This is a genomic window from Actinoplanes awajinensis subsp. mycoplanecinus (assembly GCF_001509495.1).
GTDB classification, from domain to species: Bacteria; Actinomycetota; Actinomycetes; order Mycobacteriales; family Micromonosporaceae; genus Actinoplanes; species Actinoplanes palleronii.
The window spans coordinates 1-21847 of record NZ_LLZH01000302.1 but is presented as its reverse complement, the minus strand read 5'-3'; the positions used below and the strand labels follow the sequence as shown (position 1 = coordinate 21847).

The window sequence follows — 21847 nt, the reverse complement described above, 5'->3', positions numbered from 1 at the left end:
TAGCCGGCCCATCCGCGATGTCGCGGGTGGGTCGGCCTTGTCCGCGCGGGGAATCCAGTTACGCTGCGTGGATCATTTCGCGACTATCGTTTCCGTGACCATCGTTCCGTGACCGAGAGACAGGGCCCCAGCATGCGGCTTCCGAACGTGCGGCGCGTGACCGGCGTGCTGGCAGTGACCGGTGTTCTCCTCGCCACCACAGCGGGCCCCGCCCTGGCCGGGGGAGTCCACGAGGGCAACCCGGTCTCGGTCGCCTTCCCCGACCTCGACGTGCCGGTCGGCGGCTCCGGCGTCGATCCGCTCGGCCCGAACATCTGGTCCACGATCGGCCCGACGACGCTGACCGAAGCAAAGGTCACCTACCACCTGACCGGTCTCAAGGGCGTCCACCTCACCCCGAGCAAGGACGGCGGCGGCGACTGCCTCCAGCCGTCACCGACCCAGGTCACCTGCTCCGACCCGAGAGACCTCTCGTTCGAGGGCGAGACGATCGAGCTCTACCTGCCCGTCGTGGTGACCGCCGCGAAGTCCGCCAAGCCCGGCGACACCGGCCAGGTGACCATCACGTTCTCCGCCAAGGGCGTCCCACCGATCACCGGCACCAGCAAGATCCGCGTCACCGGCGACCGCACCAGCCTGCCGGTCACCGGGTCGATCACCGGTTGGATCGGCGGCCTCGGTGTGCTGCTGCTCGTTGCCGGGGCACTGGGCGTGCGCGTTGCCCGCCGCCGCCAGGTTCGCTTCGTCAGTTAGGCCCCGCGTCGCGGCAGCCGGTGGAGGGTGACCTCGGTCAGCTGCCCCTCGGCCGCGACTGCGGTGAGATAGGTGCAGTCCGGCTGCCGCCGCCGATCGGTGGGCGACCCGGGGTTCAGCAGCCGCAGTCCACCCGCCGCACTGGTGTCCCACGGGATATGCGAGTGTCCGAAAACGAGCACGTCCGTGTCGGGAAACGCGGCCGCACACCGTTCCTCGCGGCCGGCCGCCGCCCCGGTCTCGTGCACCACGGCCACCCGCAGCCCACCAAGCTCAACCCGCGTCACCTCCGGCAGCCGCTCCCGCAGCGCCGCCCCGTCGTTGTTCCCATAACAGCCGATCAGCCGGGCGGCGCGCCCTTCGAGCGCATCCAACAGCCCAACGTCCACCCAGTCACCCGCATGCACCACAACATCAGCGGCGTCAACAGCCGCCCACAGCTGCTCCGGAAGGTCCCGAGCCCGCTTCGGCACATGCGTATCCGCCATCACCAGAATCCGCACCCACCCGATCCTGCCTCCTGTCGGTTGGGAAGAAAAGGTCGCCACCAGGGCCCGGCGGAGCAGATGGTGGGTCGCGGGCCGCCGCCCGCCCGCGGGGTGGTTGTGCCGGCCGACCGCGGGCGCTCGCTGGTCCGGCGTGGCGGGCCTTCATGGTGGTTATGGAGGCTGTGAGGCGACGGTGGGTGCTCGGTGGTTCTGGGTGGCGAGCGCTCATGGTGGTTATGGCGGCCGCGAGACCACGATGGCTGCTTGCCGGGTCGGGCCGGCGAGCGCTTGTGGTCGTTTACGCACGTGAGGGGACCGTCAGGACCGGCCCGCCCAGCCTGGGCCAGACGTATAACGGCTGCCAGAGCCAGCGGAGGATCCGGCAATGCCACTCAGCATAAGTTGATCTTGATGGGGTGTTGGGAGGCCGGACCCGTCTGGCCCGCGCGGACATTCCGGTCCACGGCTGTGAAAGGCAGCAGACGGCAGGACCCTCCACGATCAAACCTGGCGCAGGCGTATCGGCTCGCGCTTGCCGGCTCAGTGCCGGGGTGCAGTCGTCACCACCCCAGGCGTGAACGACGACGGTCGCGGCGTGCTCCCCGGCCCGACGCGCGTTCCGGTTCTGGCTGGTGCTCAGGGGTGTCTCCCGGCCCTCGAGGCACCCCTGAGCACCAGCTGTGCCGCGCGAGCTGGTGCTCAGGGGTGCCTCAAGCCCATCGAGACACCCCTGAGCACCAGCCGACCGCGGGCCACCACCGCCCTCGAACCGCGCACCCGGCGGCAGTCACCGTGACGTTCCGAACTTGAGGTCGCCAACGGGGTCGCGCGCGGCGAGTCCGGGCCGGGGCATCCTGCTCAGAGGGGCAGGCCGACCCGGCGGCCGGTGCCCATCTCGGGGGCTTCGGTGTCGGTGACCAGGGCGAACGACCCGGCTGGCACACCCTTGAGCGCCGCCACCCGGGAGCTTGCGGCTAACAACCCGGCCTCGGTCGCCCCGACCAGGAAGAACACGAAGTAGTCCCCGAACGTGGTCCCCTCGTCACACGACTCGGCCGCGCCCTCCTCCTCCAGGTCGACCAGGAAATCCTCCACCTGTTCGATCCAGGGAAACGGATACTCCCCGGGCGGCAGGCCCGGTGTAGGGGTCAGCGGAACGTGAACCTCCACCAGCAGTGCCATCTACGCCGTCAGCAAACGTGTGATGCGGGCGTACTCGGCGGCCATCTCCGGCTCGGCGAGGAAGTCGCCGAGGTCGGCCGACACCTGGAAGTCGACCTGCTCGATGGAGCGGATCGCCAGCTCGTAGAGCTCCCCGCGCAAACCGGTCTCCAGGTACGTCGTCCAGTGCTCGAGCGCGGTGATGACGCTCAAGAGTTCCGGGTCCATGTCGCCGTCGGCCAGGATGCCGTCGTCGATGCGGGTCAGCTGCGCGCGCAGCTCGGCCGGGCCGGCGGTCAGCACGTTCTCGCAGGCGGCACCGAGCGCGGCGGCCGCGTCCGGGTCGAGCTGATCCTGGTCGGCGGGGTCGAGCGCCGCTTCGTCGCGCACCAGCCGGACGACGGTCTCGGCGCCGAAGGTCCGGAGGTTGTCCTCGCCGGCATCCCGAACCAGCCGGACGATTGCCGCTTCGAGTTCGTCGTATCGCACCACCGCATCCTAGGGAGCCGTCTGGTGCGCGATGGCGAGCCTCGTCCGGAACTGCTTGGTGATCACTCCGCCGTAGACGTCGTCGATCAGGTGGCTGAGGCACGCGAACAGGTCACTGCGGGCCTGGGGTGCCATGGCCCGATGACCGGAATAGGTCATGAGCAGGTTCCGGTACTCGGGGGCCGTGTAGGCCTGCTGCCACTCGTACCGTCGGAATGTGATCGGCCCGAAGCGCGCGGACCGCTCGAATTCCGCGGCCTCTTCCGCGGTCTCGTCATCGGTGGTCAGGCGCATGCCGGGCGGTGTTGCGGGGTCGAAGCGCTCGTAGCAGCGTTGCGCGTCGGCGAAGAACGCGTCCGTCCCGCCGGCGATGTGATGGGTCGAGACGATGCCGAGGGTTCCACCGGGCCGCAACAGGTCAGCCGCCTTGATCATCCGAATGCCGGGGTCGAGCCAGTGGAACGCGGTCGCGGAGAGCACCGCGTCGAACGTTCCGTCCGGGGACTGCCAGTCCTCGAACGCGGCGGCGACGACGGTGACCTTCGGGAACGGTGCGAGGTTGCGCCCGGCGACGGCGGCCATCTCGGGGCTGAGGTCCATCGCGACGACGCTGCATCCGAGTTGTGCCACGGGCAGGGTCGCCTGCCCGGTGCCGCACCCGATCTCCAGCACCTGAGTGTCCGGGCCGAGGCCGGCGAGCGTCGCGAGGTCGGCGAACAGCTGGGGCGGATAGCCGGGACGGCAACGATCGTAGAGTTCGGCGTCCTGGCCGAACGTGGTGCGCAGCATCTCTCGGCCGGCGTCGGTCACGGTGGCTGTTTATACCGTTCAGCGGTAGTAGTCGTCGAGGGTTTCAGGCTTTTGCGTGCCGGTGGGCGGCGCGTCCGGGGGATAGGGCAGGCCCAGCTCGCGGAAGTAGACAGCGGCCAGCAGCTCGGTGTGGTGGTGGAAGATGACCGCCGAGCGGGCCGAGGCGGCGGCCTCCGGGTCGGTGAGGTTCTCGACCGCCCGGGTCAGGTAGCCGCGCAGCCGGGTGTGCTGACCGGGGTACAGCTCGCGGGAGCGGGCCCGGTCGACGCCGGTGGAGGTGAACGCGTCGGTCACCCGCTGCCGGACCTCCTGCACGTAGGTGGCGACCTCGTCCGGCGGCAGGTCGGGAGCCGGGGGTGACGGCACGGCCGGGTTCTCCGGCAGGCGCATGATCTGCCCGCCCGCGCCGCCGGCCAGCACCTCGACCTCGGGCGCGTCCAGGCTGTCCAGGAAGACCTTGAAGTAGAAGTGGCGGCCGTCGACCGCATAGTGCGCGTTCGTCCAGCCGGTCACCTCCCAGGGCGCGTCCGCGCCACTGGTGTAGCCCAGCGAGGTCGGCGCGCCCGGGAGAACCGCGATGCCTCCGGTGTTCCGGTCGACCAAGAACCAAGCCCTCAGCGTACGAACGGCCAGGTCCAACGGCCGGTCACGGCGGGACACACCGGTCAGCGGCTCGAGGGTGCGCTGCGAGACCGTGTCCGCGATCAGCTCCACGTGGTCGCCCGGGAGCAGCTGCGCCAGGATGCCCGCGCCCACGGCCGGGTGGATCGGGCCCGGCTCGCGGCCGGCCAGGTACCGCCGGTACGCCCAGGCCGACCGGGCGTCGTCGTGCAGTGGGTTGATCACGGTTCCCGTCCCCCGGTGGAAAACTCCTGAATACACCACTGACGCAGCGACAGTGGACGGAGGTCCCCGGCTGTTCGACCGGGCGAATCAACCGTCCGGGGGACCATGGGCAATCCTGACGATCAATTAGTCTGCTTCTTCACCCGAAAAGATTCGTCTGGAGTGCCACCGTGTCACACCCTGCCGACCAGCCGTCCTTCGGTGGCTACTCGCCGCACAACGAATACCCGCCGGCCTATCAGCAGGCCCCCGGGTACCCGGCCGCCTACCCGCCGGCGCCGCCCGGCCAGCCCGGGTATCCGCCGGTAGCCGGCCAGCCCGGTTACCCGCCGGCCTACCCGGCCGCGCCCGGCTACCAGACGGAGCAGTACCCGCCCCAGTACAGCGCCCCGCCGGCCCCTGCCTACCCGCCGGGCCAGCCGTACCCGCAGAACCAGGCGTATCCGCCGGGTCAGCACTACCCCCAGGGCCAGCCCTACCCGCAGGGCCCGGGATACCCGCCGGCCTACCCGCCCCAGATCGTGATCCAGAACAACGTGCACGCGGCGGCCTTCGCCGGCGGCTACAGCCTGCGCAAACACAACTCGGTCGGCCTGCACATCCTGCTGTTCGTGCTCACCTACGGCATCGGCAACCTGATCTACGCCTGGTACGTCTACGACTGGAACCAGAAGCGCGGCCTCTGAGCGCTGCGGTCGGCCAGGGAGACCGCGGCCGCGATCGTGGTGGCGGTGACCGCGAGGAGCAGGGGCAGGTGGGCGCCGGCGCCGATCAGCGTGCCGGCCAGGGCGGTGCCGGCCGAGCCGGCCGAGATCTTCAGTGCGCCGATCCAGACGAACACCTGACCGCGGGCGGTGGCGGGGGCGTATTCGCTGCGGGCCGCGAGGGTCGCGGCGAAAAAATAACTGTTGAGTACGCCGGTGACGGCATAAGCGGCCACCGCCGCGCCGAACGTCGTGGTGACCGCGACCAGGGTGAGGGCCGCTGCCACGGTGACCGCGAGGATCGTCATGGCCCGGTCCGCGTCGCCGGGCAGCGGACGGAGCATGATCAGCATGGAGGCGGCGAGGCCGCCCACGCCGTACGCCGCGGTCAGAACGCCGGCGGCAGCGGCACCCACGCCGAGCGTGCCGGTGGAGGCGACCGCGACCACCGGCAGCACCTGGACCGACAGCGCGACGCTCATCGTGAGATACAGGGTGCGGCGCAGCGGTCCGGTGGACAGCATCAGCCCGAGCGTGCGAGCCGGGTGCGGTGCCTGCGCCCGGGTCGCGGCCGGCGGCGCGTAGGGCAGCAGCCGGATCAGGCCCGCGGCGGCGATCACCGCGACGGCCAGGACCAGCGCCGCGACGGTGGGGGAGGCCCACGCCGCGACGGCGGCGACCACGGACGGCCCGACCGTGCCCGCGATGCCGTAGGTGGCGACGTCCCAGCCCTGCGCGCGGCGCTGACTGCGCCGGTCCGGTCCGGCGATGCCCGGCAGCCGGCTGCTGATCCCGCCGGTCAGCAGCGGCCCGACCAGCCCGGACGCGGCCAGCAGGACCGCCGTGACCAGCGGCCAGGCGTACGGGTAGAGCAGCACCGCCGCGGCCAGGGTCACGCCGTGCACCAGGCAGGCGACCGCGATCACGGTGCGCCCGTCGCGGGCGGTGTCGAGGGGCCGGGCGATGAACGGGCCGGCCAGGTGCGGTGCCGTGATGGCGGCGCCGAGCAGCCCGGCCAGCCAGCCTGGGCCGCCGCTGGTGGTGACCAACAGGACGATCGCCACCACCGCACCACCGTCCGCGGCGCGGGCGAGCGTGGCCGCGGCCAGGTAGCGGGCGAGCCCACCCGCACCCGCGCCGCCCGGACGAGCCGTGCCGCCGGAGGAAGCGACGCCTGGGGAAGCGACGCTGAGGGCAGCGCCGCCAGGAGAAGCCGCTGGGCCCGCGACGCCCGCTCCACGCCGGACTGAACTCATTCGGTCAAGCCCAGCCGCGTGACGATCGCGATCACCTCGGCCCGGTCGGCGCCGGACAGGCCGCGGATCGGGCGCGGCAGCGACGGCGCGCTCACCAGCCCCAGATGCTCCGCGATCGTCCCGATCACCCGCAGGGCTCCGCGGTGCTTGCCGAACAGGTCCCACAACGGCTGCAACCGCGCCGACTCGGCCGCCGCCCCGGCGAGGTCACCCGACTGCACCGCCCGGGTGATCGCCACCACCGGTCCCGGCAGCGTGCCGCCGATCGAGCTGTACCAGGCGTCGCACCCGGCGCTCAGCCCGGCAGCACCGAATCCGTCCCCGGACACCCCGAGCGAGAGGTGCCCCGGCAGCATCTTGCGCAGCTCCTCGACACGCGCCGACGTGAGACCCGACGACCCAGGGATCTTGATCGAAGCGACCTGCGGCAGCGCCGCGACGGCCTGGTAGAGCTCGTCGGTGAACGTGAACCGCGTCGTGCCCGGGTTGTCATAAACGGCCAGCGGCACCGACAACTCCCGGGTGACGTCCTCGTAGAGCCCGAGCACGTCGTCCTCGGTCAGCGGCTGATAGGACACCGGGGCGAGCAGGACCGCTGACACGCCCGCGGCCTGCGCGTCCTCGGCGACGGCGAGGACCTCCCGGGTACGGGTGGCGCCGATGCCCACCATGACCGGGACGCCGGCGGCGTGCTCGACGGCCAGCCGGGCCACCCGGGCGCGCTCCTCCCGGCTCAGGTAGGCGTAGGACCCGGTGGAGCCGAGCGGTGAGATCGAGTCGACACCCGCTGCCACCAGGCGCTGGACCAGCGTGATGAACGCTTTCTCGTCGACGGAGCCGTCCGCGGCGAGCGGGGTGAGCGGGAAGGCGCTGAGACCGGTGAAAATGATCATTTCCCTTTCAGGAGGGGGTGGAGGGCGGTGGCTAGCCCAGCAGCCTGCCCGGCGGTGAGCGTCGCGGTGGTGACCCGGATCGCCGGGGGACGTGACGGCGCGCCGCCGTATGCGGAGCCGGCCCGGACCGCCCAGCCCGCCTGGGCCAGACCGGTCACGACCCGGTGTTCGTCGTGCGGGAGCGGGATCCACACGTTGAAGCCGTCGGCAGCCGGGAACACCGCGATGCCCTGCGCGGCGAGCGCGTCGACGAGCAGCGCCCGCCGGCTCGGGTAGACGGCCGCCGCCTCGGCCAGCCGCTCCTGGGCCGCCGGGGACGTGAGAAGTTCCGCGCCGATGTGCTGCAGCAGGTGGCTGACCCACGACGGCCGGCCGAGCCGGGTCGCCAGGCGGGCGGTGGTGCCGGCGTCCGCGCGAAGCACCGCGAGGCGCAGGTCAGGACCGAGAAACTTCGACATCGATCGTACGATCGCCCAGCGTGCCGTGCCCGCCGGAATGACCGTGCGGTACGGGGTCACCGCGATCGCGGAGAAGTGGTCGTCCTCGACGACGAGCACGTCCGGGTGCTCGGCGAGCAGGGCGCGCAGGTGCTCGGCGCGCTCGGCGCTCAGGCTCGCGCCGGTCGGGTTCTGCGCGCGCATCGTGCAGACCACCGCGCGGACCCCGGCGGCGAGCGCGTCCCGCAGCGAGTCGACGGTGACACCCTGCGGGTCGACCTCCAGGCTCACCGCGCGGTAGCCGCCGACGCGCAGCGTGCCGACCGAGAGGAAGAACCCGGGATCCTCCAGGGCGACCGCGTCGCCGCGCATCAGGTGCGCGGCGAGGAGCCGTTCGAGCGCGTCCACCGCCCCGCTGGTCACGGTCACCTGTCCCGGGGTCGGCCCGGGCGGGAGGGTGCGCTCCGCCCAGTCGTGCAGGCGCGGGTGGAGGGGCTGCTCACCGTACAAAATGTGGGTGTATCCGGCGAACGACCTGGACCAATCCGGCAACAGTGCGGGGTCGGGGTTGCCGGAGGCCAGATTCACCGTGAGCGGCGCGCTTTCGGCCTCGCCGCGGTCCGGCGCCCCCTCGCCCTCGCCGCCGACCTGGGGAAGGCCGAGGATCGTGGTGCCGGCCCGGCCGCGGGCGTCGACGATGCCGGCCGCGGCGAGCAGCGCATACGCGGCAGCGACGGTGTTGCGGTTGACGCCCAGCTGCGCGGCGAGCACCCGCATCGGCGGCAGCGACGCGCCGACGGCCAGCTCACCGCGCTGCACCAGGCCCCGCACGGAGTCGGCGATGTCCGCGGCGGTCTCCCCTTGGATGAGCACGCGCCCACCCTACAGTTATGTCCTAGGACAAAAGAACCGGGCGTGGGAATTCCTTCGGACCCGTGGAGCCGGGCGAGTTATTCGATGTCAGGGGTGGAGGCGAGAAGCCAGGTGAGTGGTTGAGGCCCAGCGGGGTCCGGCTGGTACTCCGCGGCTTCGTTCAGGCGGTGCCGGTGCACGGTCGCTCCGCCGTCGCGTTCAACGATCCAATACTGCGGGATGCCGGCCTTCGCATATTCGGCCTTCTTCGTGATCCGGTCAGTGATCTCGAACCCGCTGGAGACCACTTCGACAGCGAGGAGGAGACCGGACGTGCCTGCGTAACTGGAGCGGGCAGGGCGCGGCGGCAGGCCTTTCGCCCACACTGTCAGGTCCGGGACCCGGCCGCCGCCGATGTCGATGCCGCAGTCGGCGGCGATCTGTTCGGCTGCGAAGCCGTGGCCGGCGAGCCAGAAAATCATGCGCATCACCAGCAGTGCGTGTTCCGGGTCAGCGGGGGGCATGACCGACAGCACTCCCTCCGGACTCAACTCGTACCGGTGGTTCTCGTCGGCCGCAGCCATGATCGCGACGTCGTTCAAGGTCACGTGTGTCGGCATCCTCGCGCCAAAGGCTTGAGCGCTCACCCGTGCCCCCTCTGCGATCCGAAGCCATGCGCGGCCCGTCTGTCGTGTCCAAAATACCTGCGCGCCGGACCTCCAGGCGAGACCAGCGCCTTGTTTCATGCGGCGTTTCAGTGCCTCGGCTGGCCGCTCACCTGGCACCCGGGTGAGGGCGCCGATTTCCGGCACACCGGACACCTTGACGGAGCTTTGGTGGCCGCGCTCTCATGAGAGCCCCGAACAGTTAACAATGTTTCAAGTTGTTTCATCCGGTCGGCTCCCTCCCCCCGCAAGGAGCTCCATGAACACGTTTCCCCCACTGCGCCGGCGGCTGCTCGCCGTCGCCGCCCTGGTCGTCGCCGCCATCGGGATCGGCACCGCCGCGGTGGCCGCCACCGACGGGCCGATTACCGGGATCGGTGGCAAGTGTCTCGACGTCACCGACGGCCGGAGCGCCAACGGTGTCCGGATCCAGCTCTGGACCTGCACCGGCGGCGCCGCCCAGCGCTGGACCGCCGGTGACGACGGCACGGTCGGCGCGCTCGGCCGGTGTCTCGACGTGGCCGCCGCCTCGACCGCCGACGGCGCGGCCGTGCAGCTCTACGACTGCAACGGCTCAGCGGCGCAGCGCTGGACCGCCTCGGCCGGCCGTCTGGTCAACGCGGGGTCCGGCAAGTGCCTGGACGCGGCCGGACGCAGCAGCGCGAACGGCACGGTACTGCAGATCTGGACGTGCGGCACCGGCGCGAACCAGCTGTGGACCCTGCCGGCCGGGCCGAGCAACCCGCCGACCGGCGGCCAGTGCCCGGCCGGCACACCCACCGGGAGCCCGCTGCCGGCCACCACCGTGGCGGCCACGAAGATCCGGGACGGGTTCAACTTCCTGGAAGGGCCGGCCTGGGACGCCGCCACGCTGACCCTCAAGCTGACCGACATGCACGACGGCAGCGGCCCGGAGAACGTGCAGTCCTCGGACATCCTGACCTACACCCCGGCGACCGGCGCGTTCAGCACGTTCCTGACCGGTGCTGGCAGCAACGGCCTGGCGATCAGCCGCGACGGCACCCAGCTCGTCGCGGCCACCCACGATCAGCGCAGCGTGTCCACGTTCGATCTGCGCACCGGCGCGCGCGGGGTGCTCGCCGCGAACTACCAGGGCCGGCGCTTCAACTCGCCGAATGATCTCACGATCGGGCCGGACGACACCGTCTACTTCACCGACCCGGACTTCCAGCGGGCGAACCGGGCCGACGAGATGGCCGGCAAGACCAGCGTCTTCCGGGTGAAGAACGGCGTGGTCACGCTGATCGACGACACGATCCGCGAGCCGAACGGCATCGAGCTGTCACCGGACGCGAAGTGGCTCTACGTCGGCGGCAACGCCACCGGCAAGGTCTACCGCTATCCGGTCGCGGCCGACGGCAGCACCGGTGTTCGCGCCGACTTCGTGTCCCTGGCCGGCACCGACGGCGGCACGATCGACTGCGCGGGCAACGTCTACCAGGTGACCTTCAGCGACGGCAAGGTCCACGTGTACGCGCCGGGCGGGCAGTCGCTGGGCACGATCACGGCCGGTCGCAACGCCACCAACGCGGCGTTCGGCGGCCCGGACGGCAGGACGCTGTTCATCACGTCCGGTTCCCCGTCGTCGGGTGGCGACACCGGCAACTACGGCCTCTACAGCGTGCGGCTGAACATCCCCGGCTCGCCGTACTGAAAATTCTCGTCCTCCGAGGAGAGCCATGAGACACCGGGAGTCATGGACCGCCGCAGTGATCGCCAACCAGAACTGGACCCACTCCTAGGCACCGCGGACGCGGGGCGCGGCCGGTCCCGGGCCGCGCCCCGCGCACGTGGCACTTACTGCCAGATGCGGTTGGTGCCGGAGCCGCCGTCGAGGATGTCCGTGCCGGGGCCGCCGGAGAGCTGGTCGTTGCCGTCATCGCCGGGGGCGATCCCGGCTGGCTGTCCGGGGTGCCTCCGGCGCCCGGAGGCACCCCGGGAAGCCAGCTGAGATCCGCGTCGCATCGGTTGCTAAAGGGCCAGTGGCCTCTTAATGTCGAATCATAAGAGGCCGCTGGCCCCTTATTTATCGAGGGAGACGTCATGCAGCAGGTTTGGCTGATCACCGGCAGTTCGCGTGGTCTCGGGCGGCAGCTCGCCGAGTCGGTCCTGACCGCCGGTCACCGCCTGGTGGCCACCGCCCGCCGGCCCGAACAGCTCGACGGCCTGGTCGGGAAGTACGGCGACCAGGTCCGCGCGGTCGCGCTCGACGTGACCGACCCGGCCGCCGGGCGGGCCGCGGTGGCCGTCGCGCTGGAGGCCTTCGGGCGCCTCGACGTGCTGGTCAACAACGCCGGGTATGCCGACGTCGCCTCGATCGAGGACGTGCCCGAGGAGGAGTTCCGTGCGCAGATCGACGTCAACTTCTTCGGCGTCGTGCACGTGACCCGGGCCGCGCTGCCGGTCATACGCGCGCAGGGCGGCGGGCGGATCATCCAGATCTCCTCGGTCGGCGGCCGGGTCGGCATGCCGGGGCTCGGGGCGTACCAGGCGGCCAAGTGGGCGGTCGGCGGGTTCTCCGAGGTGCTCGCGAAGGAGGTGGCGCCGTTCGGGATCCGGGTGACCGTCGCCGAGCCCGGCGGGATGCGCACCGACTGGGCCGGCGCGTCGATGGCCACCCACCCGGTCAGCGACGCCTACCGGCCGGTGATCGAGCCGGTGGTGGCCCGGATGGCCGCGGCCGACGGCACGCAGTCCGGTGACCCGGCCCGGGTGGCCCGGGTGCTGATCGACCTGGCCGCCGACCCCGAGCCGCCGGTGCACCTGCTGCTCGGCACCGACGCGGTCGCGGTCGCCGCTGCCCAAGCTGCCGGTCTCGCAGCGTCCGACGAGCGGTGGCGCGCGGTGAGCGAATCCATTTCGTACGCGGGGTAGCCTGACGCTCGATGAGCTCTGACCTGGACTTCCAGCGTGCCCGCAGTCCCGAGCAGCGGGAGGCCCGCCGGCGCGCGATCCTGGCCGTGGCGGCCGAGCTGCTCGCCGAGATGCCGCTCAGCGAGATCAGCCTGCGGGAGCTGGCCCGCCGGGTGGGGCTGTCGAAGACCAACGTGGTGCGGTACTACGAGACCCGGGAGGCGGTCTTCTTCGCGCTGCTCAACCAGGCGATCGACGACTGGCTGGGCGAGCTGCCGGGGGAGTTGCCACAGGCGGAGCCGTCGGTGGTGGTGGACGCGCTGGCGGTGTCGCTCGGGCGGCGGCCGCTGGTCTGTGAACTGTGGAGCTCGCTCGGCAGTGAACTCGAGCGCAACATCTCCGCCGCGGCCGTGCTGGAGTTCAAGCTGACGCACGGTGCGTTGCAGGGCCGGCTGGCCGGGGTGCTGGCCGAGCGGATCCCGGGCCTCGGCGAGGCCGACGCGCGGGAGTTCGTGGCGATGACGATCCTGCTCACGGCGGGGCTCTGGCCGTACGCCAATCCCTCGCCCTCGGTCGTCGAGGCGCTCCGCGACCCTCGCCTGCAGCGGTCCCGCGTGGATTTCCCGGCCCGGCTGGGCCGGGCGCTACGGATCACCCTGAGCGGTCTGCTGCACGGAGCGAACGGTGCGACGCCGGAGACGTGACCTCCGGCGCCGCACCTGCTGTCAGCCGCCGATCCTGGAGAGGACGAACTTCGAGGCGACGGCGTTGTACTTGCGGGTGTAGCCGAGGTGGACCGCGATGCTCGCCCCGCTGGCGCAGAACGTGTCACCGGTGTCGCAGAACGACTGGGTGCGTGCCGCGAACGCGTCCAGCGACGCGTCCTCGCCCCGGGCGAACCGGCCCTTGGTCCGGGAGGTGCCGGCGTTGAACGACTTGCCCGGCACGAAGCGCGGGTCGCCCATCAGGACCACCGCCGCCACGTGATCGGAGATCGCCGTCGACACCGCGGCGAACCGGGTGAACCCGGCCGCACGCCCGGTGCCGGCCAGCACGTCGCCGATCACGTGCGCGCCCTGCGAGTAGCCCATCATCACGATCTTCGTGCCCGGGCAGGCCGCGACCTCGTCGGTCAGCTGCTCGGTGAGCGCCCGGGTGCCGGCCGCCACCGACGGCTGGTACGGGTTGAGCAGCGCCGGGTAATCGGTCGCCTCGACCGCGATCTTCTGGGTGCTGCCCCGGGTGACCGCCGTCGCGAGCGAGCCGATGATGCCGGTGCCGGGCGCCTCGGTGGACGCGCGGGTGACGAAGATCTGCACGGCCGGGCAGCTGGCGGCCGTGGCCTTGGCCCGGGACGGGATGGTGGCCGCGAAGCTGTTCTGCACGACGAGCAGCGCGCCGACCGTCACGGCGGCGACCGCTCCGCCCAGCGCGAGCCGCTTGCGCACCGACGTCCGGCCGGCACGACGTGTGATGTACCCCCTCGGAGACATAGACACCCCTCTCCATCTATTCGCACTCAATGTGCAAATACGTTGCCCTGAGTTACGCGACCGGGGTCGGAAGGGTTGAATCCCGAACGGGTTTTTCTTTTCCGCCGGGATTTTTGCCGTGGCTCACACAATCCGTGATCGCGCCGATCAGGGGAGTGAGGGGGCGTCATGCATCGGATGACCATTCGTACGAAGCTCGTGCTCAGCGTCGCCACGCTTCTTGTCATCTCGGTGGCGGTGCTGGTCAGCGTGCTGGTTGTCGGCGCGTCCAGCCGGCTCAAGGAGGCGGCCTTCTCGGACGCCGGCCACGAGGCGGAGGCGAACGCGGCACAGGTCGCGCGGCGGTTCGACACCGCGTTCACCAGCACCCGCGACCTCGCCACCACCCTGGCGGCGATCGCTCAGCGTGACCCGTCGCGCCCGCTGGCGAACCAGGTGCTGAGCGACGTGCTGACCGCGCACCCCGAGTACATGGCCGCCTGGGCGGTCTGGGAGCCGAACCTCTTCGACGGGCGGGACGCGCGCACCCGGGCGACGACCACCTCCGACAAGACCGGGCGGTACATCCCCTACTGGCATCGGACCGGGGCGGGCGGCGTCGCGGTGGAACCGATCGTCGGGCTGGACGACCCGGCGAACAGCGCCTGGTACGAGGACCCGAAGAAGACCGGCCAGGAGACGGTTCTCGAACCCTACTCGTACGAGGTCGACGGCAAGCAGACGCTGATGACCTCGGCGGAGACCCCGATCGTGCGCGGCGGCGGGTTCGCCGGACTGGCCGGGGTCGACGTCACCCTCGACTCGCTGAGCACCCTGGTCAGCGCGATGAAGCCGTTCGGCACCGGCTCGGCGACCCTGGTCAGCGCGGCCGGGAACGTGGTCGCCGGCGGACCTGCCGACAAGCTCACCAAACCCCTCGGCGGCGCGCTCGGCGCCCTCGCCCAGCAGGCGGTCAAGGGCGGCACGACCACCCGTACGGTCGGCTCGTCCCAGCTGCGGCTGGCCACGCCGGTGGCGATCGGCGCGAAGACCACCTGGGCGCTGGTCGTGACGATCCCGGAGAGTACCGTGCTCGCCCCGGCGCACCGGCTGCGCAACCTGGCCCTGGTGCTGGCCCTGATCGCGCTCGCCGTCAGCATGCTGGCCGCGCTGCTGCTGGCCCGGGCGATCGTCGCGCCGATCAACGGGCTGCGCGACCGGATGGCCGGCATCGCCGACGGCGACGGCGACCTGACCCAGCGGGTCGACGAGTCGCCGCACCACGAGATCGGGCAGCTCGGCATGGCGTTCAACCGGTTCGTGCTCAAGGTGGCCGGCACCGTCCGGGGCATCGCCGGCGCGGCCGACGACCTCAGCGTGGTCAGCCGCGGCATCACCGACGTGTCCGGCCGGCTGGCCGGCAGCGCCCGCAGCTCGGCCGAGCAGGCCTCGCTGGTCACCGACTCGGCCGGCCGGGTGACCACCAACGTCGAAGCGGTCGCGGCCGGCGCCGGCGAGATGGGCGCCTCGATCCGGGAGATCGCCGAGAACGCCGCCGAGGCGGCCCGGGTCACCGCGACCGCCGTGGAGACCGCGCACCGCACCGGCGAGACGATGGCCCGGCTCGGCGAGTCCAGCGAACAGATCGGCGCGGTCCTCAAAGCGATCACGTCGATCGCCGAGCAGACGAACCTGCTGGCCCTGAACGCCACCATCGAGGCGGCCCGGGCCGGCGAGTCGGGCAAGGGCTTCGCGGTGGTGGCCAGCGAGGTCAAGGAGCTGGCCCAGGAGACCGCCCGGGCCACCGAGGACATCAGCGGCCGGATCGGCACGATCAAGACGGCCACCGCCGAGGCGGTCGCCGCGATCGCCGCGATCACCGGCGTGATCAGCCAGATCAGCGGCTACTCGACGACGATCGCCAGCGCGGTCGAGGAGCAGACCGCGACCACCAACGAGATGAGCCGCTCGGTCGGCGACGTGGCACAGGGCTCCCGCGAGATCGCCGACGTGATCGCCGGGGTGGCCGACGCTGCCACGCACACCACGAGCAGCGCCGCCGAGACCCAGCAGGCCGCCGCCCAGCTGGCCGACCTCTCCGACCGGCTGCGCACCCTGGTGGGGTCCTTCCGGTACTGACGTAGAGTGCCGGTGGTGCGGGCAGTGGTCACCGGGGCGGCGGGGTTCATCGGCAGCCATCTCGTGCAGGCGCTCGTCGCCGGCGGGCACGACGTGCTGGCCGTGGACGCGGTGGAGCGGGCCGGCTCCCGCGAGGCGGCACTGGCCAACCGCGCCGAGCTCGCCCAGGCCGGTATCGCGGTGACCGAGATCGATCTCGCCGCCGACGATCTTTCCCGGCTGGGCGGCGCGGACGTGGTGCTGCACCTGGCCGGGCGGCCCGGGGTGCGCAGCTCGTTCGGGCCCGGCGCGGCCGACACCCACCGGGACAACGTGATCGCGACGGAACGGCTGCTCGCCGCGTGCCGCGGGGCGCGGTTCGTGCTGGCGTCCAGCTCGTCGGTCTACGGCAGCGCCGAGCGTCCGTGCGCCGAGGAGGACCGGATCGATCCGCTCAGTCCGTACGCTGCATCAAAAGCCCTGGCCGAACAGCTCGCGCAAGCAAACGGCGCTGCGGTGATCCTGCGGTATTTCTCGGTCTACGGTCCGCGGCAGCGGCCGGACATGGCGTTCCACCGGTTCATCGAGGCGGCCCTGGACGGCTCGCCCGCACCGCTCTACGGCGACGGCCGGCAGAGCCGATCGTTCACCTACGTCGGCGACGTGGTGGCCGCGACCATCCGCGCGGCGCAGGTCCCGCTGCCGGCCGGGACCGTCCTCAACATCGGGAACCCGCACACCGTCGGCGTCCGCGACGCCCTGGACCGGATCGGCACGCTGCTCGGCACGAGGCCGCCGACCGTCGCCAAGGACGCCGCGCCCGGCGACGTGACCCGCACCTGGGCCGGCACCGACCGCGCCGCCGCGCTGCTCGGCTGGACCGCCCGGACGAGCCTCGACGAGGGCCTGGCCCACCAGATCAGCTGGCACCGGGCACGACGGAAGGTCGCACATGGCTGACGGACACCGCGCCGCCTACGTCGCGTTCGACAGGTTCCCCTCCACCAAGGGCTCCGCGGTGCACATCCGGCACATGGCCGCCGAGCTGTTCGACCGGTACGGCGGCGGCCTGCTCTGCGTGCTCGGCGGCGGTGGCCTGCCCACCTACCAGCGCGAGGGCGACGTCGAGATCGTCCGGTTCGACGCCGTGGTGCCGAACTGGCTGGACCGGGCCGAGGCGTTCTCCGCCTGGGTCGCCGACCGGCTCGCCGCGCACCGCGACACCCTCGAGGTGTGCCACGTGCGGGACCCGTGGGGCGCGCTGCCGGCCCTGTCGCTCGGCAGCCGGCTGGTCTACGAGGCGAACGGGCTGCCGTCGATCGAGCTGCCGTACACCTGGCCCCTGGCCGCACCCAGCACCCTCGCCAAGATCGCCGACCTGGAGCGCGAGTGCCTGCTCAAGGCGGACGCGGTCGTGGTCCCGTCGCAGGTCATCGCGCGGGCCGTCACCGCGCGCGGCGTCGCGGCCGAGCGCGTACACCTGGTCCCGAACGGCGCGGACCCGGTGCCGGCCGACGTGCCGCGCCCGCCGGACGCCCCGGGCCGGTACCTGATCTACGTCGGCGCCCTGCAACCGTGGCAGGGCATCGACGTGCTGCTGCGCGCGTTCGCCCGGCTCGCCGACCTGTCCGACCTGTCGCTGGTGATCTGCTCGTCGGTGGTGCCGTCCCGGTCCCGGGCGCTGCGCCGGCTCGCCGAGCGGCTCGGGCTCGCCGGCCGGGTGCTCTGGCAGCACACCCTGCCGCACGCCGAGGTGGCCGCGTGGCTCGCGCACGCCGAGCTGTCGGTCGCGCCGCTGACCGCGTCGCCGCGCAACCTGGACCAGGGCTGCAGCCCGATCAAGGTGTGGGAGTCGATGGCGGCCGGCACCGCGGTGGTCGCCTCCGACCTGCCGGTGATCCGCGAGGTGCTCGGCGAGCACGGCCGGCTCGTCCCGCCGGACCGCCCGGCCGAGCTGGCCCGCGCCGTCCGGGTGCTGCTGGAATACCCGGATCTCTGCGCCGATCTGGGGAGGCAAGCCCGCGAACACGTCGAGAACGGGTACACCTGGACGCACGCCCGAACCCGCTTGGCTGCCGTCTATCACGGCCTCGACCTCCGCTGATACGGTCCGATCATGTTCTGGCGCCGGCAGAAGGCCGCAATCGCGGGGTTCCACCCGTCACACCAGGCGCTCATCCACGAGCGCGTCTTCACGGCGACCCTGCCGGCGGCCGGCTGGACCGCGCTGACCAGCAGTTTGTTCCGCCACGCCGAGCTGGTCCAGCGGTCCAAGTGGGCGCTGCCGCCGCGCACCCTCGACGTGCTCGTGCCGCTGATCGTCGAGGTCGGCGCGGACCTCGACCCGAAGGGCACGCTCACGATCACCGCGGACCTGCGCGGCCGCGACGCCCCCGGCAAGACCGGCAAGCCCCGCGACCTGCCGGTGCGCAAACCGATCCGGTCGGCCACCGAGACCTGGTCGATCGATCCGTGGTTGCGGCTGCGCGCCGAACTGCGCGACGGCAGCATCCTGGAACTGCTCGTCGTCGACCGCGAGCGCACCCGCCGGATCTCCAAGCGCAACCCGCGCGGCAAGATCAAGACCAAGCGGAAGAGCAAGGTCGTCCAGATCATCAAGGTCCGCCGGCGGCTGCCGAAAGAGGAGGCCGGTTCGGTTCCGGTCTCCCGGCCCCCGGGTTGGATCGGCACTTTCGTACGGGAGGGGCAGCGCCGCAGCGTGCTCGCCGCGGCCAAGCTCACCCGGATGCCGCAGTCGGGGCAGGAACAGCTCGACCGGATCCTGAGCGTGGCCACCGAACCGTTCCGCTGGACGCCGCGGACCAGCACCGGACAACGAGGAAACGCATGACGCCCTGTGCGGTGACCACCGGCTTCTTCACGCTCGGCAAGTGCGGCCAGATGGCGATCGCCGGCTGCCCGTCGTGCGGCCGGGCGCTCTGCGCCGACCACGTGACCGAGGGCGGGCTGTGCCCGGAGTGCGCGGCCGCCCGCAACCAGGTGGGGCACCCGGCCGCGGCGGCCGCACACCGGCGCCGGGCCTACCGGCACCGCAGCGCCACCGAGTACAGCGACTACGGCTGGTACACCAGCTTCGACGCGTACGACCGGGCCGCGTTCGACCCGGACGCCGCCGGGAACCAGGACTTCCGGGACGACGGTGACGACGCGCTGGTGGACAGCTGATGCGTCTGCTCTGGGTGACCGAGAACTACCCACCCAGCCCGGGCGGCATGGCGAACTCCTGCGACCGGATCGTGCGCGGGTTGCAGCAGGCCGGCGTCACGGTGGACGTGGTGCACCTGACCCGCCGGGACCTCGCGCCGCGCGGCGCCGGGGTGCGCACCGTGCCGCTCGGCGACGATCCGGAGCACGCGCTGCGGCAGTTCTGGACCACCCTGGCGCCGGTCGCCGACCGGTACACCCACGTGGTCGCGTTCGGCGGGACGTACCCGCTGCTGTCCGCGCCGGTCTACGCCGCGTGGGCCGGGCTGCCGCTGATCACCCTGCTGCGCGGCAACGACTTCGACACCGGGATGTTCTCGCTGCGCCGCCAGCCGGTGGTGCTCGAGGCGCTGCGGGCGTCCGCGGCCGTCTGCGTGGTCGCCGCCTCGACGGCGCCGCTGGTCGCCGCGCTCGCCCCGTCCACCCCGGTCACCTGGGTGGCGAACGGCATCGACATGACCGAGTGGCAGGTGCTGCCGTCCGAGCGGCAGAAGGCGGCGGCGTGGCGCGCTGAACACGTCGCGCCGGGCCGCCGCACGCTCGGCATGATCGGTCAGCTGAAGAACAAGAAGGGCGTCCGGCTGCTCCTCGAGGCGGTCGTCGCCGGTGGGCACGCTTCGCGGTTCCACATCGTGCTGGCCGGGGAGCTGGAACCCGGGCTGGACGAGTGGCTTGCCGGGCACCCGTCGCTCGTGTACACCGGGTTGCCGTTCCAGGACCGCTATCAGCTGCTCGGCGTCTACGCGGCGTGTGACCTGGTGGCGCTGCCGTCGTTCTACGACGGGCTGCCCAACGTCGCGCTCGAGGCGGCCGCGCTGGGCATCCCGATCCTGGCCTCGGACGCCGGTGGGCTCGCCGACCTGGTCGACGACGATATCGGCTTCCGCTTCCCGGCCGGGGACCCGCACGCCTGCCGGGCGGCCGTGCACCGGGCCGCGCTGGCCGAAGATGATCAGCTTGCGGCGCTCGGTGCGGCCGCTGCCACCCGGGTCCGGGAGCGCTTCGGCGTGGCGTCCGAGACCGACGGGTACCTGACGGTGCTGGCCGCCACCCGGTGATCGTCTGCTACGCGCAGGGCGGCGGGCTCGGGCACCTGACCAGGATCCGGGCGTACCTGCACACCGTCCACGCCGACGAGCCGGCGACGGTGCTGAGCGGTTCGCCGTTCACCGCGGACCCGCGGGTGCTGGGCCCGCACCGGCTGCTGCAGGCACCCGGGTCGCCGGCCGAGGTGCTGGCCGAGCTGCGGCCGGAGGTGCTGGTGGTGGACGCGTTCCCGGCGGGGATCAACGGGGAGCTGGACGCGGGGTGCGTGCCACCCGGCACCCGGACCGTGCACCTGGCGCGGCTGCTGCGCTGGGACGCGTACCGGCAGGTGCTCCCGCCGTCGCCGATCCTCTTCGACCAGACATGGACGGTGGAGGAGCCGACCGCCGCGCACAGCGCGCATCTGTCGCGGGTCTCGACCGCGGTCCAGCCGCTGGACCTGGCCGATCCGGCTGCGGAGGCACGCCCGGACGCTGCCGGGTCCTGGCTGATTCTGCACTCCGGGCCCGCGGCGGAGATTCACGAGCTTATTTCGTACGCGGGGGAGTGCGCCGCCGCGGAAGGTCGCCGGCCGCGGCTGGTCCTCGCTGCCCCGCACCGTCCGGTCGGGCTACCGGACGGTGTCGCGCACATCGACCCGTTCCCGGCGTGGCCGCTGTTCGAGCGGGCCGAGCGGGTGATCACGGCGGCCGGGTTCAACGCGGTGCGCCAGATGCGGCCGTGGCGCGCCAAGCACCGGATGCTGCCGTTCCCGCGCCGCTGGGACGACCAGTTCACCCGAGCCGCCCGCGCCCGCGCCGTGTCACCTCAGCCGTAGCGGTTCTGCAGATACACGAACCCGCCGAAAACCGCGATCAGGGTCGCCGCGACCACCGCTCCGGCCACCGCGGCGAGGGTCCCGGCCAGGAACCCCGACGGGATCCGGCGCGACAGCGGCCACGCCACCAGCAGCGTGAGCAGCGCAGATCCGCCCAGGAACACGCCGACCAGGATGAGCAGAAGCTGGGCGCCGTCCCGCGCGGTGAAACAAAAACTCGCCGCGTCCGCACACGACGTGTCCTCGAGCGGCCGCCACGTGTTGATCAAAAACGGCGCCACCACCGCCCCGTGCCACCCGAGCCCGACCAGCACCACCCGCCGATAACGCCCGTCCCCCGAAGCATCCACAAAGATCATTTCTAACAACCCCCAGCAACCCCCTTTCAGTACGCCGCAGAGCACCGCGGCTGGCACTGGCGGCTGTCTCGAGAGCCCGGAGGCAGCCCCCAGCACCAGCCGCCCCAGCTCGGCTGGCGCTCAGGGGTGCCTCGAGAGCCGGAGGCACCTCTGAGCGCCAGCCCGGGGCCGTGGGCTGGTCGTGGGGGGTGTCTGGAGGGCCCGGAGGTACCTCTGAGCGCCAGCCCGGGGCCGTGGGCTGGTCGTGGGGGGTGTCTGGAGGGCCCGGAGGTACCTCTGAGCGCCAGCCCGCTCGGCTTGGCTGGTCGTGGGGGGTGTCTCGAGGGCCCGGAGGCACCCCTGAGCGCCAGCCGGGGACCGTGCAATGCCGATCAGCCTATTTTGATCTCGGTGGGGCTCTGCGGCCTTTGGGTGGTTCCCGATGTTCGGGTGCGGGTGGGTAGGGGTGTTGTTGCGGGCCGGGATGTCCGGTCGCTCGGTGTTGTTGTAACGGTCGGCGTGGGTGATCGATGCCGGTGGGGCGGTGGCAGTCCGCGTTCGGCGTTTGGTGGGGCGGCAGGGGTCCGCGCTTGGCGTTGGAG

At 72.0% G+C, this 21847-nt stretch carries 24 protein-coding genes; 12 read left to right on the top strand and 12 right to left on the bottom strand.

Annotated features, from left to right (window positions below; genetic code table 11):
* Positions 1 to 108: 108 nt before the first annotated feature.
* On the top strand, positions 109 to 753 hold the full coding sequence (locus ADL15_RS36550; RefSeq protein WP_157441821.1) for a hypothetical protein: 645 nt from the start codon (positions 109 to 111) through the stop codon (positions 751 to 753).
* On the opposite strand, the gene ADL15_RS36545 is transcribed toward ADL15_RS36550, so the two are convergent.
* From ADL15_RS36545 to ADL15_RS36525, 5 genes are all read right to left on the bottom strand, one after another.
* Positions 750 to 1241, bottom strand: a complete 492-nt coding sequence (locus ADL15_RS36545) for a metallophosphoesterase family protein (protein WP_394326970.1) — start codon at positions 1239 to 1241, stop codon at positions 750 to 752. The genes ADL15_RS36550 and ADL15_RS36545 overlap by 4 nt on opposite strands.
* 858 nt (positions 1242 to 2099) lie before the next feature.
* Entirely contained in the window at positions 2100 to 2336 is a 237-nt protein-coding gene (locus ADL15_RS36540; protein ID WP_232344766.1) for a hypothetical protein, read from the bottom strand.
* A gap of 87 nt (positions 2337 to 2423) precedes the next feature.
* Positions 2424 to 2891 carry a hypothetical protein gene (locus ADL15_RS36535; protein ID WP_067701245.1) on the bottom strand — a complete coding sequence of 156 codons (468 nt, stop codon included), beginning with the start codon at positions 2889 to 2891 and terminating at the stop codon, positions 2424 to 2426.
* Between the two features lie 9 nt (positions 2892 to 2900).
* The gene (locus ADL15_RS36530) at positions 2901 to 3701 is read right to left on the bottom strand and encodes a class I SAM-dependent methyltransferase (protein WP_067701121.1); all 801 of its coding nucleotides are present in this window, start codon (positions 3699 to 3701) and stop codon (positions 2901 to 2903) included.
* 18 nt (positions 3702 to 3719) lie between these two features.
* Positions 3720 to 4547 carry a hypothetical protein gene (locus ADL15_RS36525; RefSeq protein WP_067701118.1) on the bottom strand — a complete coding sequence of 276 codons (828 nt, stop codon included), beginning with the start codon at positions 4545 to 4547 and terminating at the stop codon, positions 3720 to 3722.
* A 170-nt stretch (positions 4548 to 4717) separates the two neighbouring features.
* Here ADL15_RS36525 and ADL15_RS36520 point away from each other — a divergent pair, with 170 nt between their 5' ends.
* On the top strand, positions 4718 to 5233 hold the full coding sequence (locus ADL15_RS36520; protein ID WP_067701115.1) for a hypothetical protein: 516 nt from the start codon (positions 4718 to 4720) through the stop codon (positions 5231 to 5233).
* Here ADL15_RS36520 and ADL15_RS36515 read toward each other — a convergent pair.
* The 4 genes from ADL15_RS36515 to ADL15_RS36500 all read right to left on the bottom strand — a co-directional run bounded on the left by ADL15_RS36515 (position 5203) and on the right by ADL15_RS36500 (position 9297).
* A complete protein-coding gene (locus ADL15_RS36515; RefSeq protein ID WP_198171161.1) occupies positions 5203 to 6507 on the bottom strand; it encodes an MFS transporter in 1305 nt (434 codons plus the stop codon). The two genes, ADL15_RS36520 and ADL15_RS36515, sit on opposite strands and share 31 nt — an antisense overlap.
* Entirely contained in the window at positions 6504 to 7400 is an 897-nt protein-coding gene (locus tag ADL15_RS36510; protein WP_232344765.1) for a dihydrodipicolinate synthase family protein, read from the bottom strand. The genes ADL15_RS36515 and ADL15_RS36510 overlap by 4 nt, the downstream gene beginning before the upstream one ends.
* A complete protein-coding gene (locus ADL15_RS36505) occupies positions 7397 to 8710 on the bottom strand; it encodes an aminotransferase class I/II-fold pyridoxal phosphate-dependent enzyme (RefSeq protein WP_067701109.1) in 1314 nt (437 codons plus the stop codon). Before ADL15_RS36505 ends, ADL15_RS36510 begins: the two co-directional genes overlap by 4 nt.
* 77 nt (positions 8711 to 8787) lie before the next feature.
* Positions 8788 to 9297 carry a Uma2 family endonuclease gene (locus ADL15_RS36500; RefSeq protein ID WP_198171160.1) on the bottom strand — a complete coding sequence of 170 codons (510 nt, stop codon included), beginning with the start codon at positions 9295 to 9297 and terminating at the stop codon, positions 8788 to 8790.
* A gap of 316 nt (positions 9298 to 9613) precedes the next feature.
* Between ADL15_RS36500 and ADL15_RS36495 the strand changes: the two genes are divergently transcribed.
* A complete protein-coding gene (locus ADL15_RS36495; RefSeq protein ID WP_067701103.1) occupies positions 9614 to 11029 on the top strand; it encodes an SMP-30/gluconolactonase/LRE family protein in 1416 nt (471 codons plus the stop codon).
* A gap of 143 nt (positions 11030 to 11172) precedes the next feature.
* On the opposite strand, the gene ADL15_RS57200 is transcribed toward ADL15_RS36495, so the two are convergent.
* Positions 11173 to 11340, bottom strand: a complete 168-nt coding sequence (locus tag ADL15_RS57200) for a hypothetical protein (protein WP_198171159.1) — start codon at positions 11338 to 11340, stop codon at positions 11173 to 11175.
* 78 nt (positions 11341 to 11418) lie between these two features.
* On the opposite strand from ADL15_RS57200, the gene ADL15_RS36490 reads away from it, so the two are divergent.
* Together ADL15_RS36490 and ADL15_RS36485 are read left to right on the top strand one after the other, a co-directional pair.
* Complete coding sequence (locus ADL15_RS36490) at positions 11419 to 12249, top strand: oxidoreductase (RefSeq protein WP_067701100.1); 831 nt, start codon at positions 11419 to 11421, stop codon at positions 12247 to 12249.
* A gap of 11 nt (positions 12250 to 12260) precedes the next feature.
* Entirely contained in the window at positions 12261 to 12932 is a 672-nt protein-coding gene (locus ADL15_RS36485) for a TetR/AcrR family transcriptional regulator (RefSeq protein WP_067701097.1), read from the top strand.
* 21 nt (positions 12933 to 12953) lie between these two features.
* Here ADL15_RS36485 and ADL15_RS36480 read toward each other — a convergent pair whose 3' ends face one another.
* Positions 12954 to 13721 (bottom strand): cutinase family protein, encoded by a 768-nt coding sequence (locus ADL15_RS36480; protein ID WP_083972224.1) that lies wholly within the window; start codon positions 13719 to 13721, stop codon positions 12954 to 12956.
* Between the two features lie 177 nt (positions 13722 to 13898).
* On the opposite strand from ADL15_RS36480, the gene ADL15_RS36475 reads away from it, so the two are divergent.
* The 7 genes from ADL15_RS36475 to ADL15_RS36445 are packed head-to-tail and all read left to right on the top strand — an operon-like array spanning position 13899 to position 20907.
* Positions 13899 to 15839 carry a methyl-accepting chemotaxis protein gene (locus tag ADL15_RS36475; protein WP_067701091.1) on the top strand — a complete coding sequence of 647 codons (1941 nt, stop codon included), beginning with the start codon at positions 13899 to 13901 and terminating at the stop codon, positions 15837 to 15839.
* Between the two features lie 15 nt (positions 15840 to 15854).
* Positions 15855 to 16778, top strand: a complete 924-nt coding sequence (locus ADL15_RS36470; RefSeq protein ID WP_067701239.1) for an NAD-dependent epimerase/dehydratase family protein — start codon at positions 15855 to 15857, stop codon at positions 16776 to 16778.
* Entirely contained in the window at positions 16771 to 17922 is a 1152-nt protein-coding gene (locus ADL15_RS36465) for a glycosyltransferase (RefSeq protein WP_067701088.1), read from the top strand. The genes ADL15_RS36470 and ADL15_RS36465 overlap by 8 nt, the downstream gene beginning before the upstream one ends.
* A 12-nt stretch (positions 17923 to 17934) precedes the next feature.
* Positions 17935 to 18669: a hypothetical protein gene (locus ADL15_RS36460; RefSeq protein ID WP_067701085.1), complete on the top strand. Its 735-nt coding sequence runs from the start codon at positions 17935 to 17937 to the stop codon at positions 18667 to 18669.
* Positions 18666 to 19004, top strand: a complete 339-nt coding sequence (locus ADL15_RS36455; RefSeq protein ID WP_067701082.1) for a hypothetical protein — start codon at positions 18666 to 18668, stop codon at positions 19002 to 19004. The genes ADL15_RS36460 and ADL15_RS36455 overlap by 4 nt, the downstream gene beginning before the upstream one ends.
* On the top strand, positions 19004 to 20101 hold the full coding sequence (locus ADL15_RS36450) for a glycosyltransferase family 4 protein (RefSeq protein WP_067701078.1): 1098 nt from the start codon (positions 19004 to 19006) through the stop codon (positions 20099 to 20101). The genes ADL15_RS36455 and ADL15_RS36450 overlap by 1 nt, the downstream gene beginning before the upstream one ends.
* Complete coding sequence (locus ADL15_RS36445) at positions 20098 to 20907, top strand: hypothetical protein (RefSeq protein ID WP_067701076.1); 810 nt, start codon at positions 20098 to 20100, stop codon at positions 20905 to 20907. Before ADL15_RS36450 ends, ADL15_RS36445 begins: the two co-directional genes overlap by 4 nt.
* Here the strand turns inward: ADL15_RS36445 and ADL15_RS36440 are convergent.
* Complete coding sequence (locus ADL15_RS36440; RefSeq protein ID WP_157441819.1) at positions 20898 to 21266, bottom strand: hypothetical protein; 369 nt, start codon at positions 21264 to 21266, stop codon at positions 20898 to 20900. The two genes, ADL15_RS36445 and ADL15_RS36440, sit on opposite strands and share 10 nt — an antisense overlap.
* Positions 21267 to 21847: the final 581 nt, after the last annotated feature.